Source organism: Dactylosporangium sp. NPDC049140 (genome assembly GCF_040648435.1).
In genome coordinates this window covers 26,105-43,644 of record NZ_JBEZDS010000031.1, presented here as the reverse complement: position 1 = coordinate 43,644, position 17,540 = coordinate 26,105, and the positions used below count along the sequence as shown (strand labels likewise).

Here is a 17,540-nt window from a genome sequence, read left to right as displayed (position 1 = left end):
GGGGCACACTTGCGGCATGGCCCATCCGTACGCCCGCGAGCTCGGCGACTTCCTGCGCGCCCGGCGCGGCCGCCTGCACCCGCACGACGTGGGCCTGGAGCCGGGCGGCCGGCGCAAGGTCACCGGGCTGCGCCGCGAGGAGCTGGCCCTGCTGGCCGGCCTGAGCACCGACTACTACCAGCGGATGGAGCAGGGCCGGGAGGTACGCCCGTCCGACGACGTCCTCGACGCCCTGGCCGACGCCCTGGCCCTCGACGACGAGGAGCGCCGCCACCTCTTCACCCTGGCCCATGCCGCCCGCCGCCCGATGCCGGCCCGGCCGGACCACGCCCCGGAGCGGGTCCCGGACGGCACGCGCCGGCTGCTGAGCGTGCTGGACACCCCGGCGGTGGTACTCGGCCGGCACCTGGACGTGCTCGCCTGGAACCCGATGGCGGAGGCCCTGCTCGGCGACCCGAACGCCCTCCCGCCCGACCGGCTCAACATGCTCCTGCTCATGTTCGACGACACCATGACGAACTCCCGGCGCTGCGCGGACTGGGAGCGCCAGGCCCTGGACTACATCGGCATGATGCGCGCCGCGGTGGCCACGGACCCGACCCATCCGCGCGCGACGGCGGTCGTGGGCGAGCTGAGCATCCGCAGCGCCGAGTTCCGCCGGTTGTGGGGCCGCCACGACGTACGCGAGTCGGTGAGCGGCACCAAGACCTTCCACATCCCGGAGGTCGGCGACATCGCCCTGGACTGGGACACCTACCCGCTGCCCGGCAACCCGGGCCCGGTCATGCTGGTCTTCACCACGGAGCCGGGCAGCCCCGACGCGGACCGCCTGCGCCTGCTGGCCACTTTGCACGCAACCCGCACCGCCGGACCCGGTCGTCGACCGGCCTGACACCCGCCGTCGGCCCGCGCCCCGGGAGGTGGTGCCGACCGGGCGTAACTACACATATATCGACGAACACCATTGAGTCACCTATTCAGTGGCGGACGTTCATCTCATTCACACCGCCGCGGAATCCCTGCATGTCACCCGGATGGGCGATCCATGGCCGTCGTAACGCCTGCGCGCGGGTGCCGGTCGTGGAACCGCCCCGGCCGGCCCGCGAGCGCGCCGAACGTTCCGCGCACTGGCCGGTCCTGCTCGTCCTGCTGGCGCTCGCCGCCGGGTGGTGGGCGCTGGACGCGGCAGCGGCCACCTAGCGGCCGCGGCGCCGGGTCAGCCGGGCCGCACGGCCACGGTGGCGACGACCTCGATGCCCTGGCGGAGGGTCGCGACCACGAGGCAGCCCCGCTCGGCGACCTCGACGAGGTGGGCGAGGTCGGCGGGCGGGCACGAGTCGCAGGTCACCTCGAGGCGGATCGCGCCGAACCGGCGGGGGTTCGCCGCGAACGAGCCCGTGACCCGGCACCGCACGCCCTCGACGGGGATCGAACGCGCCTCGGCGGCCGCGTACAGCGTGCTCAGGAAGCAGCCGCCGACCGACGCGAGCAGCGTCTCGCCGCCCATCGGCCCCGCGTCCGAGCCGCCCTGGGCCGACGGGCGGTCCATGACGACGGTGTACTCCCGAATGCTGGCGACGGAAGCCGTGCGGCCGGATTGCACCAGGGCGACAGCCAACTCATCCATGTTCGTCATCCTGCCGTCTCGACGGGCACGGCGGCAACAAGGCATCGACGCTCGGCGAGTATCGATGTCCGTCAATCAGCACCATTGAAGTAGACAGTTTGGAAGCGCCATGGCCATAAATTAGGACTATGCGCCGTCCACGGATTCTCATCATCGGGTCAGGTCTCGCCGGCACCGCCACGGCGATCCGGCTGCTGCGGTTCGCACGCACGCCGCTGGAAATAGTGTTACTCGAGCGCCGGCCCGACTACCGGTACGCCGGCGTGGCCTACCACCGGGACGGCAACCCGTGGGAACACGTCTTCAACATCCAGGCGGGCCGCATGTCGGCGTTCCGGGAGGACGTCGACGACTTCGTCCGCTGGGCCAACCACGAGGCCGACCGGCGGCAGTGGCCGGCGCCGTGGACCGACTTCGAGTTCGTCGAGCACGGGCCGGCCCCCCGCCGGATCTACCACGACTACCTGACCGACCGGATGGCCGAGGCCCGCCGCGAGGCATACCCGGACGTCGACCTGGTCGAGGCCGAGGGCGAGGCGATCGACCTGGGCGTCGCCGCCGACCGCGTGGAGGTGGCGATCCGGCCGGCCGGCGAGGCCGCGACCCCGGCGACGCTGACCGCGGACCACGTCGTGCTCGCGACCGGCCTGGAGCTCAAGTCGCCGCCCTTCGCCACCGGCGTGCTGGACCATGCGGCGTTCGTCCGGCATCCGTACTCGACCGACGGCGTCCGGAGGCTCCTGGCGGTACCGCCGAAAGCCAGCGTGGTGATCGTCGGCACGGTCCTCAGCGCGTTCGACTCGGCGGCGCTCCTGCTGCGGCAGGGCCACACCGGCGCCATCCACCTGGTCTCCCGGTCCGGCACCACACCGCGTACCTACCCCGACGACCACCGGCACGGCGTCGTCGAGCTGCCCGCGCCCGGGCGCCTGCTCGAGCCGTACCGCGACCGGGAGGAGTTCCTGGCGCGCATCGGGGCCGAGTGGGAGACGGCATGCGACGCGGTCCGCGGCGACCATCCCGGCATGGACCGGACCGTCGTCACCGAGCGCGTGGCCAAGGCCTGGGAGCCGTACCTGCCGAAGATCATCGAGCGGATCCCGACGGACGAGCTGCGGCGCCTGCTCGACGACTTCGGCACCCAGATCGCGGCGCTGCGCGTCGGGGCGGTGCCGTACACCACCTCAATCGTCGAGCATGCGATCGCCGCCGACCACGTTCCGGTCGAGGTCGTCCTGGGCCGCATCGAGCAGGTCGACCCCGTCGGGCCGGACCGGCTGGCGGTCACCGTCGCGGCCCCCGCGACCAGGCGGGTCATCCTGGCCGACCTGGTCGTGTGCAACTTCGGCCGGCAGACCGACTACACCCAGGTCGGCTCGCCGCTGTGGAAGAACCTGCTGGCCAAGCACCTGGTCATGCCCCATCGGCGCACCGGGCGGGGCATCGAGATCGACGACCGCGGCACGCCGCTGGGCCACGACGGCGAACCGGTCACGCCGCTCTCGGCCATCGGCGTGATGCGCGAGGGCGACGAGATCGTGCGCAACGGCCGGTCCGGCGCGTTCGCCTTCAACCTCGCCGCGATCAAGAACCACTCGATCGTCGTGGCCGCCCACGTGATCGAACGGTTGGAGCTCCACGGCGACGACGCGGCGCGGCGGGCGGCCACCGATCACCGGCACCGCCTGCTGGCCGGCGAGTCGACCCAGATGGCGTTCGACCACGCCGTCTCGCTCGAGGTCAAGCGGCTCGCGGCGCGGTCGCGGGCGGAGCGCCGGCGGCTCGACGACCGTCTCGGGGCCCACCTGCGGGCCATGGACGGCGGCCAGGACGACCTCACCGGCACGCACGACCACCTGACGCGGGTCGCCGTGAACCAGGCGGCGGTCGAGCGGCTCACCGACATCTCGGTCACCCCGCGCCAGCTGCGCCGGCAGCTGCGGATCACGAACGATGAGGAAACGGAGATCTCGTGACGGAACGACGGATTCGCGGCGTCCTGCTGACCCCCGGGCCCGAGCCGGTGCTGCGTGGACCCTGCAACCGCACGGGCCGACCGTCCGAAGGCTCCATCCTCGTCGTGGCCTCGCTCAGCCCGAACCTGTACGACGCCGTCCTGGCCGCGCGCGCGGTCATCTGCAGCCGCGGCGGATCGACCGGCCACATGCAGTCGATCTGCCGTGCCAAGCGAATCCCCGTGCTGCGCGTCGACCCGGCCGACCTCGACGAGCTCGTCGGTGTCGTGACGCTCGACCTGGAGGCGCAGTCCGTCACCATCGGCGCCGGCGGCGGTACCGGCCCCGCCGCGGCGCCGGCGAGCCTGCCGTCGCCGGACCTGCTCGGCTCGGCCTGCGCGGTGATCGCCGACGTCGAGGACGTCCGCACCGTGAACGCGGACGACGTCGGGGCGGCGCGCGTCGAGTCGTTCTTCCTGCGCGAGGAGTTCCTGTGCCTGGCCGCGGGGCTCAGCCCGATCGACGCGCTGCACGGCGGGGCGGCCGCCGTCGACGCCTACGGCCGGGCCGTCGCCGGGCAGCTGCAGACGTACATGGCGGCGCTGCGGCCCGGCCAGCGGCTGATCCTGCGGATGCTCGACCTGCGCTCCGACGACGCCGCCCGCATCACCGAACGCACGCCGATCCACAACGAGCCCAACCCCGACATGGGCCTGCACGGCACCCGCTGGCTGCTCCGGTCGGCCGCCTACCCGCGGGCGTTGCACGTGGCGCTGGAGACGCTGCGGGCCCGGCTCGGGGCCGGCGCCGGGCGCGTGAGCCTCTCCGCCCCGTTCCTCAACGACGCCGAGGAGTTCGCCCGGCTGCGGCCGCATCTCGGGCTGCCCGCCGAGACGCCGCTGTCGGCGTTCATCGAGACGCCCGCGGCCGTCCACGCGACCTCGGCCATCTGCGCCGCCGGCGCCGACGAGCTGTTCATCGGTACCAAGGATCTGGTGCAGTTCTATCTGGCCGCCGACCGCAGCAACCACCTGGTCGCCGAGTCGTACCGCACCCGGCACCCGGCCGTGCTCGACGGTCTGCGCCGGGCGGTCGCGGACGCGCGGGCGGCCCGGACCCCGGTCCGGCTGTTCGCCCTCGCCGCCGACCTGCGCCACTACGCGGAACGGCTGCCGAGCCCGACCGGGTACATGATGTGCGTCGGCGAGCTCCGGCAGCTGTTCGCGGATCTCGCGCGCATCTAGTAGTGCTTTGTTGGGTCTGTCGATGGTTGTTGCGGCGTAACGGTTCCACCGTTTGGTGGCAGGTGGGGCAGGCGCCGGTCCAGGTCGCGAGCAGCAGTTGCAGCTCGGCGCATACACCGAGTAACGAGGTCGCCGGGTGCTGGCCTCGCCGGGGCCGTCCATGGCGGGCTGTGCCGTAGCGGCGGTAGAGGGAATCCGTCATGGACCGCGAAACCGGTGAACACCGGCAGGCTCCGGCTGCGGCCATGCCCTCGTGACCGCGGCCGGGGCGCACCGTGAACAGGGTCAGACTGTCGGTGGACGCCCCGGCCCTCCGACAGGCATGGCGATCACGGCGATTACCATGCCTGCCCACAGTCCGAGGGCTGCCGTCAGCCAGCTCATCGCGTCAGCGCGGGTCCGAATGAGGTCGGGCGGGCCGACATTTTCTCAGTTCCGTCGCGCTGCTGGTGGCGTGCCTGAACGAAGGTGTTCCAGTCGCGGTTGGCAAGGTGCGCCCGTGGACCGCTGCGCCGAGGCTGATCCCGGGCATCACGCTCGGTTCGGTTCGGTTGGGGCTCGGTGGCGGTGGTTGCGCCATCGGCCCCACGTGCCAGCGGGTGCACGGTTCTGTGACGCACCTCCGCGACGCTTCATCAACTCCCTGGCGCTGTCGCGGTCAGCGCGTCGCGGGCAGGCCGGGGTAAAGGGTTGCGAGGTCGCCGGAGAGTGCGGAGCGCACGGTGCGGCTCTTCTCGTCGGCCACCACTTCGAGCGCGCGGTTCTGGATGCCGTCGAGGCCGAGGCGGGCCACCCCCGCGGGGTCGACCTTGTCGGATGCGGGCACGTAGTCGACCATGTCGGTATCCATGTAGCCCACGTGCAGGGCGGTGACGTCGATGCCGGACGGCGCCAGCTCCTGCCGTGTCACGTTGGTCATGGCCCACGCCGCGGCCTTGGCGGCGCTGTAGCCGCCGTAGTTCGGGTAGTGCGCCCAGCTGAGCACGGACAGCACGTTGAGCACGGCCCCGCCACCGTTGGCGGCGATCACCGGGGCGAAGGCCCGGGTCATGTTGAGGGCGCCGAAGAAGTTGGTCTCCATCTCCCGGCGGATGTCGCTGGTGTCGCCGTCGACGAAGCCGACGTGCGTGAGGATGCCGGCGTTGTTGATGAGCAACGTCGCGTCCGCGGCGACGTCGGCTGCCCGTGCCACGGAGTCGGGGTCGGTGATGTCCAGTGCGAGCGGCACGACCCCGGGCAGGTCGACCGACGCCGGGTTGCGCGCGCCCGCGTATACCTTCGCTGCGCCGCGCTCGAGCAGCTGGGCGGCAAAGTGGCGGCCCAGACCGCGGTTCGCGCCGGTTACGACAGCGACTGCGTTCCTGATGTCCATGAGTCTCTCGTCTCGAGTGAGGGCTGGATAGGTATTCACAACGTAGCCTGCTGAGTAGCGTTCCCCAACTCAGAGGTATGCTGAGTGGTATGACTCACGCCAACGTCACGCAGGAGGCCCGCGACAGCGAGGAAACGTGCTCGATCGCCCGCGCCCTGACGGTCGTGGGGGAACACTGGACGTTGCTGATCGTCCGCGAGGCGGCACTGCAGCACGTAACGCGCTTCGCCGACTTCCGCGACCGCCTCGGCATCGCCCCCGACATCCTCACTCTGCGTCTGGGCACCCTCGTGGCCGAGGGTGTCATGGAGAAACGGCCCTACCGCCAGCCCGGCGCGCGCACACGCTTCAGCTACCACCTGACGCCGGCCGGAGAGCAGCTGCGGCTGATCCTGGCCGCCCTCCAACAATGGGGCGACGACAACCGGCCGCCGGCCACGGGACCTTCCACCCTGCGGCGTTCCGTCGGCGATGACCGTCCCGTGCGGGTGGCCTTCGTCGACGACACCGACGCCGTCGTACCAGCGGACCGCGTCCACTTCCTGACGGCGGCCCCCAGCCGGCGCATCGGCGACCAGACGGCCCGCTAGTAGCGCCGCGGGGGATGTCGCGGTCGGCTGGCCGGATACGCAGTCGCAGTAAGTGCGAGCGCATCTTCGCGGTCGGGTTGGCGGCCGTCTTGCGGCTGCCGTGCCGCCAGGTCACCGGCCGTACCCCGGTGCGGCCTGGCCCTGAGCCACACCATCGCCAAGCAGCACGGCGGCGCGATCCACCTGGCCGGCCGGGACACCGGCGGCACCACGGTCACGCTGCCCCTGCGCAGCGCCCCGAGCGCGTAGGAGGGGCCCGCTACAGCAGGTCGGCGTCGTGGACGAGCATCGCGAGCTGGGTGCGGTTGTCCAGGTCCAGCTTGGTCATGATGTGGGTCAGGTGGGCCTTGACCGTCGCGACGCTCATCGACAGCTCGGCCGCGATCTCGGCGTTGGTCAGGCCGCGCGCGACGCCGACCGCCACATCGCGTTCCCGCGGGCTCACGGCGGACAGCTGGCCGCGGGCGCGCTCGAAGCCGGCCGCGTCCGCCGCCACCCGCGCCATGAGGCGGCGGGTCACCGCCGGGGACAGGATCGGATCGCCCGCCGAGACGCGGCGTACGGCGTCGACGATGCGCTCCGGCGGGGTGTCCTTGAGCAGGAAGCCGCTCGCGCCGGCACGCAGCGCGCGGACCACGTGCTCGTCGGTGTCGAAGGTCGTCAGGACGATGACCTCGGGCGGCTGGGGCCGGGCCCTTGCGCGGCGCGTGGCCTGGATGCCGTCGACCCGGGGCATCCGCAGGTCCATCAGGACCAGGTCGGCGCGGTGGCGGTCCAGGGCCGCCGGGAGCTCGTCGCCGTCCGTCAGCGTCGCCAGGACCTCGATGCCGGCCGCGCCGTCGAGCATCATCGTGAGCGCCGCGCGTACCAATGGATCGTCGTCCACCACCAGGACCCGGACTAACCGCTCGTGCACGGCAGCTCCGCCCGCAGCCGGAACTCGCCCGTCGCCGTCACGGCGTGCTCCAGCGTGCCGCCGGCCAGGCCGACGCGCTCCGTCAGGCCGATCAGGCCCACCCCCGAGCCGGACAGGTCCGGCAGGTCCTCCGTGATCGGGTTGCGTACGTCGAGCACCAGCCGGCCCCCATCGATCTCCAGCCTGATCGTAACCGGCCGCCCGGCCGCGTGCTTGCGCGCGTTGGTGAGCGCCTCCTGCACGACCCGGTAGGCGGTGCGGCCGACCGCGGGCGGCACGTCCGCGCCGGCGCAGCGGTGGTCGAGGTGGACGGTCTGGCCCGCGGCGACGGCCTCCGCGACCAGCCCCGGCACGTCGGGCAGGGAGTGCACGGCGCCGAGGTCCTCGTGGCGCAGCACCGCGATCACCTCGCGCAGCTCGTCCAGCGCCTGGTGCACGCCCTGCCGGATGACGCCGGCGGCCTCGGTCAGGCGTTCGGGCGGGGCGTCGGGGCGGTACTCCAGCGCGCCCGCGTACATGGCCAGCAGCGACAGGCGGTGGGCGAGCACGTCGTGCATCTCCCGGGCGATGAGCGTGCGTTCGGCGAGCCGGGCCTCGCGCACCCGGCGGCCCTGCTCGGCCTCGGCCCGCCAGGCCCGCTCGCGCAGGGACAGCAGCAGCTCGTGGCGGGCCTGCGCCCACACGCCCCAGCCGAACAGTGCCGCGTGGGCAACGGCCATGAGCAGCAGCCACCAGCCGTAGGCGAGCCCGGGGTACGGCCGCCAGAACCCCTGCACCGCGTGCCCGCCGAGGCCGGTCAGCGCGACCACCACCGCATCGCGCAGCGGACGGCGCCGCGCGGCGGTGAAGACGGCGGAGGTCGCGGCCGGCGTCGCCACCGGCGAGAGCGCGGCGAGCACGCCCGGCGCGAGGCCGCCCGCGATCGGCCGGTACAGCGCCACCACGACGCCCGCGACGGCGAGCCCGCCGGCCGCGATGTCGAGCGGGCCGTGCGTCGCCAGCAGGCTCGCCGCGGTCAGCGCGCCGATCGCGACCGCCACGATGGCGGCGGCGACGCGCGGCGGTCCGTTGGGGGTCACGGATGCAGGCTAGGCGTTGATCAACTGCGGCGGCCACCGACCAAAGTCGTAGCCGGGCGTGCCGGGCGGTCGATGTGGCGGGTCCGGCCCCGCGCCCAGACTCGTCGGCATGACAACTTCCTTGCAGCGGGCCGGGGTCGTCGGGGCCGCCGTCGTCGCGGCCGAGGCCGTGTTCCTGCTCATGCACGCCGCCGGCGCCGACCTGAGCGTTCCCGGGCAGGGCCCGGTCGGGGCGGCCGCGGTCGGGGTCACCGCCGCCCTCGCCGGGCTGCTGGGCTGGGCGCTGCTCGCGGTGCTCGAGCGCACCACGCGCCGGGGCCGGACGATCTGGGTCGTGACGGCGGCGGCGGTACTGCTGCTGTCGTTGCTCGGTCCCCTGGGCGCGGCGACCGCGGGCGCGGTGGCGGGGCTCGCCGCCCTGCACCTGACCGTCGGCGCGGTCCTGCTCGCCGGGCTGCCCCGATGACCGCGCACCTGGTCCGGCGCGCACACGGCCGCTGGACCTTCGGCGACGCCACCCTGCACACCCGCGGCTCGATGCGGCGCGGCACCCTGCGCACCGCGGCCGGCGACTTCGACGTCGAGGCCACCGACCGCCGCCGCCTCGGCGTGGCGGCGCGCATCGACGGCCGGCCGGTGGTCGCCCTGCGCCCGGACGGCGCCCGCGTGCCGGGCGCGGGCGGGGCGGTGCGCTGGAGCCTGGGCCGGCACTCGGCCACCCTGACCCGCGGCGAGGCCCGCGTCCACGTGCAGTCCGGCTGGCGGGGCGCGCGGCTGCGGGTCGAGGTCACGGGCGATTGGGCCGAGGCGGACCTCGTCGTGCTGACCGCCTGCTTCGCCGTGCTGACCCGCCGCCGGCAGCGGCTGATCACCGCGATGGCGATCGCCATGGCGTCGGGGGCCAGAGGACCGCGATAAGCCGGCCCGGACCCGGCCCGACCTCGGTGGTGCCCCGGCCTGACTTGGTACTGGCGCAAATCGGTTTGTCATGGAGATCTATTGGCATGACAACCAAACCCGAACTGACCCGCCGGCGCCTGCTCGCCGCCGCGCTCGCCGCCGGGGTTGCCGCTCCGTTCGCCACCGGTCGCGGGTGGGCCGCCGCGCCCGGTGGTCCGGCCCGGCTCACGCTGCCCCGCCCCACCGGGCCGCACGACGTCGGCACCGTGGACCTCCGCCTCGCCGGCGCCCCCGGCGGGCGGGACCTGATGGCCGGCGTGTGGTACCCGGCCGCCGCGGACGCCCGGCGCCATCCGGTCGCGCCGTGGATGCCCGCGGCGCCGATGCGCGCACTGCTCGCGGACAACGGATTCGACCCCGGCGTCGCGGCGGCGCCCCTCACGGCCGGCCGCACGGGCGCGGCGGTACTGCGGACAACCGACCGGCGGCCCGTGGTCCTGTTCTCGCACGGCGCCGGCGGCCACCGCTCCGAGACCACCATCGTCGTCCAGGAGCTCGCCAGCCACGGCTACGCCGTCGTCACGGTGGACTCCGCCGACTCGTACAACGAGCTCACCGTCCCCGCCGACGACCTGCCGGTCACGCCGTGGGACCACGCCCACGACGTCCGCTTCGTCCTCGACCGCATCGAGGACATAGACGCCGGGCGCAACCCCGACGCCGGGCGCCGCCCGCTGCCGGCCGGCCTGGGCGACGCGCTCGACCTGCGCCGCGTCGGCATGTTCGGCTGGTCGAAGGGCGCGACCGCGACCGCCCTCGTCATGAACCAGGACCGCCGCGTGCGGGCCGGGCTCAGCTTCGACGGCCCGATGCAGTCGCAACCGCCGGTCGAGGGCCTCGACCGGCCGTTCATGCTGATGACCGCGGAGTTCGGCCGGGCCGCCGAGCCGAGCGTCGAGGAGTTCTGGTCGCGGCTGCGCGGATGGCGGCTCAACGTGCAGGCCGACGGCGCGCGCCACGGGGCGTACTGCGACCACCAGTGGCTGATCCCGCAGCTGGCCACGCTGACCGGGATGAGCGCCGAGGACCGCGCCGACTGGATCGGCACCCTCGACCCGGCCCGGGCCGTGCAGATCCAGCAGGTGTACCCCCTGGCCTTCTTCGACCAGCACCTGCGCCACCGGCGGCAGCGCCTCCTCGACGGCCCGAGCCGCGCCTTCCCGGAGCTGCGATTCATCCCCTGACACGAACAGGATGACCGGCCCGCGGAGCGGCCGTCCGCCGCGGGGTGAGTCCCCGGGGTAGTCCTCGCCGGGGCGGGGCTTACGCCAGGCGGCGCGGGTAACTGCGGGCGTGCGGCAACGACTGATCCGGCGCGGTACCGAGGAAGGCACCGCGGCCGGGATCTACGGGCTCATCGTCAGCGCCGCCGTCATGGCGACCTCGCACGCGCACTCCGCGGCGGCGACCGCGGCGGCGGTGCTGCTCACGCTCGCGGTCTACTGGAGCGCCGAGCGCTACGCCCGGCTCGTCGCCGAGCGCATCCACGACGGCCACCGGCCGAGCTGGGCCGAGGTACGCCGGCAGCTCTCGCTCGGCTGGGAGATCGTGACGGCGTCGGCGCTGCCGCTGGTCGTGCTCGTCGGCCTCGAGGTCCTGCGGGTCGAGCAGTACCAGGCGGTGCTCGTCGCGCTGGCGTGCAACACCGGCCTGCTGGCCCTGGGCGGCTGGGAGATCGGCGCCCTGGGCCGGCTGAGCACCGGTGAGCGCCTCGCCTCCACCGCCGTGGCCGGCAGCTTCGGCGTGGCGCTCATCGTGCTCAAGGCCGCTCTTCACTGACCCGGCATCGTCACAGCGGCTGCCGGGCCGGCTTGCCGTTCATGCCGAGCAGCGCCGACTTGGCCCGCTCGTACTCCGAGTCGCTCAGCACGCCCCGCTGCCGCAGATCGGCGAGCTTGCCGAGGTCGTCGGCGGGACTCGACATGGCCGGCGCCCCCGCGGAGCCGGCGGCTTCGCGCACGTACTGCCGCATGCGCTCGTCCTGCTCCCGTGCCCGCTGCGCCGAGCGCTCGTTCATCGAGCGGCCCCGGGCGATGAGGTACGTCAGTGCCCCGAGCCAGGGCAGCACGATCAGGAACACCGTCCACGCCGCCTTGCCCCACCCCGACACCGACGGATCCCGGAACAGGTCCGTCAGAATGCTGATCATCAACCAGATCCACGCGAACACGAGCATGAACCAGATGGTCGAAAGCACAATGTCACCAAACGACAGGTCCATCGTCGACCTCCCAGACGTCAAACCGTTGATTTCTCGATCGGCGCGGCCGCGGACCGCCGCGCCTGAACCGCGATCGCGATCTCGACCGCCCCGAGCACCACAGCGCTGATGCCGGTCAGCAGCACCAGCACGCGCAGCGACACGCCGGGCCATGCCACGAACAGCACGCCGACCACGATCGCCGCGCCGCCCAGCGCGAGCAGCGACGTCCGCGCCCGTCCGGACGCGAACAGCCCGAGCAGCACCGCGGCGAACCCGCTGAGCAGCCAGGCCAGCCCGATGAGCACCGACACCGTGACCACCCCGGCCCGGGCCGAGCTCAGGCTCGCGATGCCGACGGCCACCAGCAACACCCCGAACAGCCCGTCGACGACCTGTTGGATCGACACGTGGCGCGCGGTTGCCGGACGCTTCCGGAACGCCCCGGCGATGCGCATCGCCCCGATCACCAGCAGCCAGACGCCAGCGAGCACCCCGAGCAACCGCAGCGTGGCATGTGGCCAGGCGAGCACCGCAAGACCGAACAGCGCCGTGGCCACACCGACGCCGACCAACCGCCAGAACGGCACCTCGACGTCACGACGAACCGTCGCCGCCGCCGGGTGCTGAGCGTGCCCCGACATGCTGGCCATGGGCCGCACCTCCCTTCGCACACCGCTCCTTGTGCGAGGCCGATATCACCTCACAACATCACGGTCCACCCGCGGGGGAGGCCGTCCATGACCCGCGGAGAGTGAAACCGCCGCCCGTTGCGCATGGACAACCTCAAACGTCAGCGGCCGCGGGGTCAGCGATCCCTCGCGGCGGTGGACTGTGCCACGCCAGCTGGACGAGCTGCCGGCCGTGCCGGCGCGACACGTGCCGGCCCCGGCCGGGCGGGAGGGGCTCGGGCCGGACGCCGGCGAGCACCTGGCCCTCCTCGGGCGGGCCGGACAGCACGATCCCCGCCGCGGACAGGTCGCGCAGGAGCGAGAGGACCGGCTCGAACATCGCCCGCGCGGCGCCTTGGACCCGGCGGGCGACCACGAGGTGCAGCCCGATGTCGCCGGCCCGTGGCAGGAGCTCAAGCAGGCCCGCCAACGGGTCGGCGGCCCCGGAGACCAGGTCGTAGTCGTCGACGAGGAGGAACAGCTCGGGTCCGCGCCACCGGCCGGGCACCCGCTCGCCGAGCGCCTTGACGACCTCGCCCAGGACGTCGGCGGCGGCCGCGGGGCCGGTGCAGTACCCGATCAGGTGCGACCGCGCCACCGCGCCGAGGAGGTGCCGGCGGTAGTCGAGCACGACGATCCGGGCCTCCTCCGGCCGGTACGCCCGCTCGATCGAGCGGGCCAGCCCGCGCAGGAACGAGGTCTTGCCGGACCCGTCGTCGCCCAGCACGATCAGGTGCGGGTCGTCCTCGAAGTCCGCGACCACCGGGCGCAGGGCGAGCTGCTCGACGCCGATCGGGATCCGGCCGCGCCGCGGCTCGGGCAGCGCCTCGGGCGACAGCCGTCCGGGCAGCTCCTCGACGGCCGGCACCGGCTCGAACGGCCAGGCCGCGCGGATCGCCGCGACCGCCGCGCCGAGGTCGCCGTCCCCGGTCAGCCGCGGGCGGGCCACCATCATGGGCCGGCGGTCGGCGGTGAGGCCGCGCCCGGGGAGGTCGTACGGGATCCGGCTCGCGGCCCGCCGGTCGAGCTCCGACTCGGCCGGGTCGCCCAGGCGCAGCTCGATCCGGGTGGTGAAGGCGTCGCGGAACGCGGGCCGCAGCTCGGCCCAGCGCCGCGCCGTGACGACGAGGCGGATGCCGTGGGCGGGCCCGCGCCGGGCCAGGTCGTGGAGCAGCACCTCGAGATCCTCGAAATCCTGGCGTACCGCGCCCCAGTCGTCGATGAGCAGATAGGCGCGTCCGGCCGGCTCGCGGTCCAGACGGGCGTGCAGCTCGCCGACGATCCGCGGCACCAGGTCGCGCCGGCGGCGGTCGGCGACGGCGGCGGTGTGCGGCAGGCCGGCCAGCGGGGCTAGGGTCCGGCCGCCGAGGTCCAGGACGTACAGCTGCGCCTCGACCGGCTTGTGGGCCAGGGCCAGGCCGAGCGCGAGCGTTTGCAGCGCGGTCGACTTCCCGCTCTGGTGGGTGCCGACGATCGCGATGTTGCCCTCGTCGAGCGGGGTCCTGAGGACGTCGTACCGCCGCTCGAAGGGCCGGTCCACCCGGGCGAGTGGCACACCGTCGCGCCGCAGGCCCTCCGGGTCCGCCACGAGCGGGCCCAGGAGGTCGCCCAAGGTCGGCGACTCGGTCAGCGGCGGCAGCCACATCGGGGTCGCGGGCGGGGCCGCGGCGCGCATCCGTTCGGTGAGCACCTCGGCCACGTTCGGCCGGCCCCAGGGCGCGAGGCCCCGCAGGACGCGGTCCCAGGCCGGGCCGGCCGGCGGCCAGTAGCGGTGGTACGCCATCGGCCCGCGGAACCGGACCGGCGCCTCGGAACCGGACCGCACATACCCGGCGCCGGGCGTCATGGGCAGCTCGAACGCGTCGGGCGTGCCGATCAGGACGCGGCTCTCCTGCGCGGTGAACGTGCGCAGCGCGATCCGGGTGGACAGGTAGTTGTCCAGGCCGCGCAGCCGCCCCTCCTCGAGCCGCTGCGAGGCGAGCAGCTGGTGCACGCCGAGCGACCGCCCGACCCGGCCGATCTGCACGAACAGGTCGACGATGCCGGGGTCGACGGCGAGCAGCCCGGTGAACTCGTCGACGACGACGAACAGCGCCGGCGCGGTCCGGGCCGGCTCGGCCCGCCGGGCGAGCTCGCCGGCGACGGTGTCGAGGAAGCGGTCGACCAGGTCCGGCGACGCCGCGATCCCGGTGATCATCGCCGCGACGTGGGGCAGGCGCTGCAGCGCGCTGAACGTCGAGCCGCCGTAGTGGTCGACGAAGACGAAGTTGAGCTCCTCGGGCGAGTGCGTGACGGCGAGCGCGAGGACCAACGTGCGCAGCAGCTCCGACTTGCCCGAGCCGGGCGCGCCCACGATGAGGCCGTGCGGGCCCGCCTCGAAGTCGAGCGTGACCGGCGCGCCGTCGGTCCCCACGCCGAGCGGCACGCGGAGCCGGTCGCCGCCCGGGCGGGACGGCCAGCTCCGCGCCGGGTCGAAGGTGGCCGGGTCGCCGAGGCCCTGCAGCGCCTCGAACGGCACCTGGTCGCTCCGGCCGTCGTCCGCCAACTCCGGCGCGGGCACCTGCCGGGTGATGTCCAGCAGCACGGACCGCGCGGCGGCCACCAGCGACTCGGGCCCGTCCTCGGTCGCGCCGGCCAGCGCCCGCACGATGGCGAGCAGGTCGCCGTGCGGCTGCCGCGCGAGCTCGCCCAGCTCGTCCACCGCCCGCAGCGCGGACTCCACCGGATACCGGCGCTCGAGCGTCTCCCGCGCGGCGGCGAGGCGGGGGTCTGACACCGCACCACCGTAGCCGGAACGCCCGGTGCGCGCGGCCCCCCGCCTACGGCACCGGCGGGTCGAGCGCCGCGTAGTGCTCGGCGAACTCCTGTTCCCGGTCCACGGCCCAGACACGTCACGAATCGCGCGGGGGCTGCATCGACGTCGTCAGATGCTGCGCAGCTCGCGGTCGCGCCAGGCGGTGGCCCACGACGTGCGGCCGTTCGTGCGCAGCAGCGAGCCCTCGTAGATGCGCGCCCCGGCCAGCAGCGCGCCGGCCGCCGCCGCGGCCAGGATGACCAGCGACGCGAACGGTTCCCAGGCCGCCGCGGAGCCGTCGAAGAGGCGGACCGGCATGGCGGTGGGGGCGGAGAACGGGACGTAGGACAGGATGCGCATCGCCGCCGGGTTGTCGCCGAGGAAGATCACCAGGAAGAACGGGAGCATCACCAGGAGCTGCACGGGCATGCCGACGCTCGACACGTCCTCGAGGCGGTTGACGAGCGCGCCCACGGCGGCCCACAGCGCGGCCAGCATGATGAAGCCGAGCACGAAGAACGGGATGAACCAGCTCATCGCCGGGGCCAGCAGCGGCAGCAGGGTGCCGGCGTCGTCGCTGAACTGCGAGCCGACGATGCTCACGACCGCGATCAGCGCGACCTGGGCAAGGGCCAGGATGCCGCCGGCGGCGACCTTGCCGACGAGCAGGGCCCGCACGGGCACGGCCGCGACCAGGATCTCGACCATGCGGGTCTGCTTCTCCTCGACGACGCTCTGCGCGATCTGGATGCCGAACGTCAGCGACGTGAAGAAGAACACCAGCGCGAACATGAAGGGCACGAGGAAAGCGGCCAGCGGGTCGACGGCGTCGGGATCCAGAAGGTGTACCTCCGGAGCGACCGACAACGCCGAGACGACGTCGTTTGGCGCGTCCTTCATCGCGAGCACCTCGGCCGAGTCGCCCTTGGCCACGACCGCGGCGTCGGCGTCGCCGTCGCGGACGGTCTTCTCGGGGTCGGCGACGACCTTCACGTTCAGGCCCGCGCCGCGCAGCTTGCCCTCGTACGGCGAGGACTGCGCCACCGCGACCGAGGACGGCCCGCCCGCGAACAGGGCCGGCAGCACCGAGGAGCCGAACGCGAACAGCAGGAAGAACAGGGTGCTGAACAGGAACGTCTTGTCGCGCAGCTTCACCTTGAGCTCGCGCGCGGCCACGAGCCGGACCGCCTCCAGCAGGTTCATCGGGTCACCTCTCGGAAGATCTCGGCGAGCGAGGGAACGACGGGGCCGAACACGCGCACGGGGCCGCGGGCGAGGGCTTCCCGGAGTACAACCTGGTCGTCCGCGGTTTCGGCGAGGTCGAAGACCGCCCGGTCGCCGTCCAGGTCGACGACCGTGACCCCGGGGTGGTCCCGCAGCCAGCCGGTGTCGCCGTCGACCCGCAGCTCGTAGCGGGGCTCGGCGAACCGGGCGCGCAGCTCGTCGCCGGTACCGGTGGCCCGGATCCGCCCGGCGGCGATGATGACGAGATCGTCGCAGAGCCGCTGGACGACGTCGAGCTGGTGGCTGGAGAACAGCACCGGCACGCCCGCCGCGGTCCGCTCCCGCAGGACGCCGACGACGGTGTCGACCGCGTGCGGGTCGAGGCCCGAGAACGGCTCGTCGAGCACGAGCAGGACCGGGTCGTGCACGAGCGCGGCGGCGATCTGGGCGCGCTGCTGGTTGCCCAGCGACAGCTGCTGCAGCGGGTCGTCGGCACGCTCGGTGAGGCCGAGGCGCTCGAGCAGCTCGGCGGCGTTGCGCCGGGCCCGTTCCAGCGTCAGCCCGTGCAGCCGGCCGAGGTAGATGAGCTGCTCGCGGACGCTCATCTTCGGGTACAACCCACGCTCTTCCGGCATGTAGCCGACCTGCCGGCGGATCTCCTTGCTCAGCGGCGCGCCCTGCCAGGTCACCGCGCCCGAGTCGGCGGCGAGGACCCCGAGAATGATGCGCATCGTCGTGGTCTTGCCGGCGCCGTTGGCCCCGACGAAGCCGGTCATCCGCCCGGTACCGACGTCGAACGTGATGTCGGAGAGCACCTGCCGGTCGCCGAAGCGCCGGTTGACCGCCTCCACCCGCAGTGCGTCACTCATGGGCATCACGGTAGGCGCCGCACGGCCGCCGCGAATCCG

17 protein-coding genes are annotated in these 17,540 nt (G+C 73.6%); 8 read left to right on the top strand and 9 right to left on the bottom strand.

Annotated elements, in window-relative coordinates; genetic code table 11:
* The first annotated feature begins 16 nt into the window (after positions 1 to 16).
* Positions 17 to 892 (top strand): helix-turn-helix transcriptional regulator, encoded by an 876-nt coding sequence (locus tag AB0B76_RS37160; RefSeq protein ID WP_360384440.1) that lies wholly within the window; start codon positions 17 to 19, stop codon positions 890 to 892.
* Positions 893 to 1,216: 324 nt separating this feature from the next.
* Here the strand turns inward: AB0B76_RS37160 and AB0B76_RS37155 are convergent, their stop codons facing one another.
* Positions 1,217 to 1,627: an OsmC family protein gene (locus AB0B76_RS37155; protein ID WP_360384438.1), complete on the bottom strand. Its 411-nt coding sequence runs from the start codon at positions 1,625 to 1,627 to the stop codon at positions 1,217 to 1,219.
* Between the two features lie 128 nt (positions 1,628 to 1,755).
* On the opposite strand from AB0B76_RS37155, the gene AB0B76_RS37150 reads away from it, so the two are divergent.
* Complete coding sequence (locus AB0B76_RS37150) at positions 1,756 to 3,603, top strand: FAD/NAD(P)-binding protein (RefSeq protein ID WP_360384436.1); 1,848 nt, start codon at positions 1,756 to 1,758, stop codon at positions 3,601 to 3,603.
* Positions 3,600 to 4,826, top strand: a complete 1,227-nt coding sequence (locus AB0B76_RS37145) for a putative PEP-binding protein (protein ID WP_360384434.1) — start codon at positions 3,600 to 3,602, stop codon at positions 4,824 to 4,826. Before AB0B76_RS37150 ends, AB0B76_RS37145 begins: the two co-directional genes overlap by 4 nt.
* A 658-nt stretch (positions 4,827 to 5,484) precedes the next feature.
* On the opposite strand, the gene AB0B76_RS37140 is transcribed toward AB0B76_RS37145, so the two are convergent.
* The gene (locus AB0B76_RS37140; protein WP_360384432.1) at positions 5,485 to 6,198 is read right to left on the bottom strand and encodes an SDR family oxidoreductase; all 714 of its coding nucleotides are present in this window, start codon (positions 6,196 to 6,198) and stop codon (positions 5,485 to 5,487) included.
* Between the two features lie 89 nt (positions 6,199 to 6,287).
* On the opposite strand from AB0B76_RS37140, the gene AB0B76_RS37135 reads away from it, so the two are divergent.
* Positions 6,288 to 6,788 (top strand): helix-turn-helix domain-containing protein, encoded by a 501-nt coding sequence (locus AB0B76_RS37135; protein WP_360384430.1) that lies wholly within the window; start codon positions 6,288 to 6,290, stop codon positions 6,786 to 6,788.
* A gap of 259 nt (positions 6,789 to 7,047) precedes the next feature.
* Here AB0B76_RS37135 and AB0B76_RS37130 read toward each other — a convergent pair whose 3' ends face one another.
* Both AB0B76_RS37130 and AB0B76_RS37125 read right to left on the bottom strand, forming a co-directional pair.
* On the bottom strand, positions 7,048 to 7,704 hold the full coding sequence (locus AB0B76_RS37130; protein WP_360384428.1) for a response regulator transcription factor: 657 nt from the start codon (positions 7,702 to 7,704) through the stop codon (positions 7,048 to 7,050).
* On the bottom strand, positions 7,689 to 8,783 hold the full coding sequence (locus tag AB0B76_RS37125) for a histidine kinase (protein ID WP_360384426.1): 1,095 nt from the start codon (positions 8,781 to 8,783) through the stop codon (positions 7,689 to 7,691). The genes AB0B76_RS37130 and AB0B76_RS37125 overlap by 16 nt, the downstream gene beginning before the upstream one ends.
* A gap of 109 nt (positions 8,784 to 8,892) precedes the next feature.
* On the opposite strand from AB0B76_RS37125, the gene AB0B76_RS37120 reads away from it, so the two are divergent.
* From AB0B76_RS37120 to AB0B76_RS37105, 4 genes are all read left to right on the top strand, one after another.
* Positions 8,893 to 9,249 (top strand): DUF6069 family protein, encoded by a 357-nt coding sequence (locus tag AB0B76_RS37120; RefSeq protein WP_360384424.1) that lies wholly within the window; start codon positions 8,893 to 8,895, stop codon positions 9,247 to 9,249.
* Positions 9,246 to 9,701, top strand: a complete 456-nt coding sequence (locus AB0B76_RS37115) for a hypothetical protein (protein WP_360384422.1) — start codon at positions 9,246 to 9,248, stop codon at positions 9,699 to 9,701. Before AB0B76_RS37120 ends, AB0B76_RS37115 begins: the two co-directional genes overlap by 4 nt.
* 86 nt (positions 9,702 to 9,787) lie before the next feature.
* Positions 9,788 to 10,927, top strand: a complete 1,140-nt coding sequence (locus tag AB0B76_RS37110) for an acetylhydrolase (RefSeq protein ID WP_360384420.1) — start codon at positions 9,788 to 9,790, stop codon at positions 10,925 to 10,927.
* Positions 10,928 to 11,036: 109 nt separating this feature from the next.
* The gene (locus tag AB0B76_RS37105) at positions 11,037 to 11,522 is read left to right on the top strand and encodes a hypothetical protein (RefSeq protein ID WP_360384418.1); all 486 of its coding nucleotides are present in this window, start codon (positions 11,037 to 11,039) and stop codon (positions 11,520 to 11,522) included.
* A gap of 10 nt (positions 11,523 to 11,532) precedes the next feature.
* Here the strand turns inward: AB0B76_RS37105 and AB0B76_RS37100 are convergent, their stop codons facing one another.
* The 5 genes from AB0B76_RS37100 to AB0B76_RS37080 form a co-directional block, all read right to left on the bottom strand.
* Positions 11,533 to 11,919: a PLDc N-terminal domain-containing protein gene (locus AB0B76_RS37100; RefSeq protein WP_360384416.1), complete on the bottom strand. Its 387-nt coding sequence runs from the start codon at positions 11,917 to 11,919 to the stop codon at positions 11,533 to 11,535.
* 62 nt (positions 11,920 to 11,981) lie between these two features.
* Positions 11,982 to 12,596 (bottom strand): DUF308 domain-containing protein, encoded by a 615-nt coding sequence (locus tag AB0B76_RS37095; RefSeq protein ID WP_360384414.1) that lies wholly within the window; start codon positions 12,594 to 12,596, stop codon positions 11,982 to 11,984.
* A 133-nt stretch (positions 12,597 to 12,729) separates the two neighbouring features.
* Positions 12,730 to 15,390, bottom strand: a complete 2,661-nt coding sequence (gene eccCb / locus AB0B76_RS37090) for a type VII secretion protein EccCb (protein ID WP_360384412.1) — start codon at positions 15,388 to 15,390, stop codon at positions 12,730 to 12,732.
* Between the two features lie 147 nt (positions 15,391 to 15,537).
* A complete protein-coding gene (locus AB0B76_RS37085) occupies positions 15,538 to 16,611 on the bottom strand; it encodes an ABC transporter permease (protein WP_360384410.1) in 1,074 nt (357 codons plus the stop codon).
* A complete protein-coding gene (locus AB0B76_RS37080) occupies positions 16,608 to 17,501 on the bottom strand; it encodes an ATP-binding cassette domain-containing protein (RefSeq protein WP_360384408.1) in 894 nt (297 codons plus the stop codon). The genes AB0B76_RS37085 and AB0B76_RS37080 overlap by 4 nt, the downstream gene beginning before the upstream one ends.
* Positions 17,502 to 17,540: the final 39 nt, after the last annotated feature.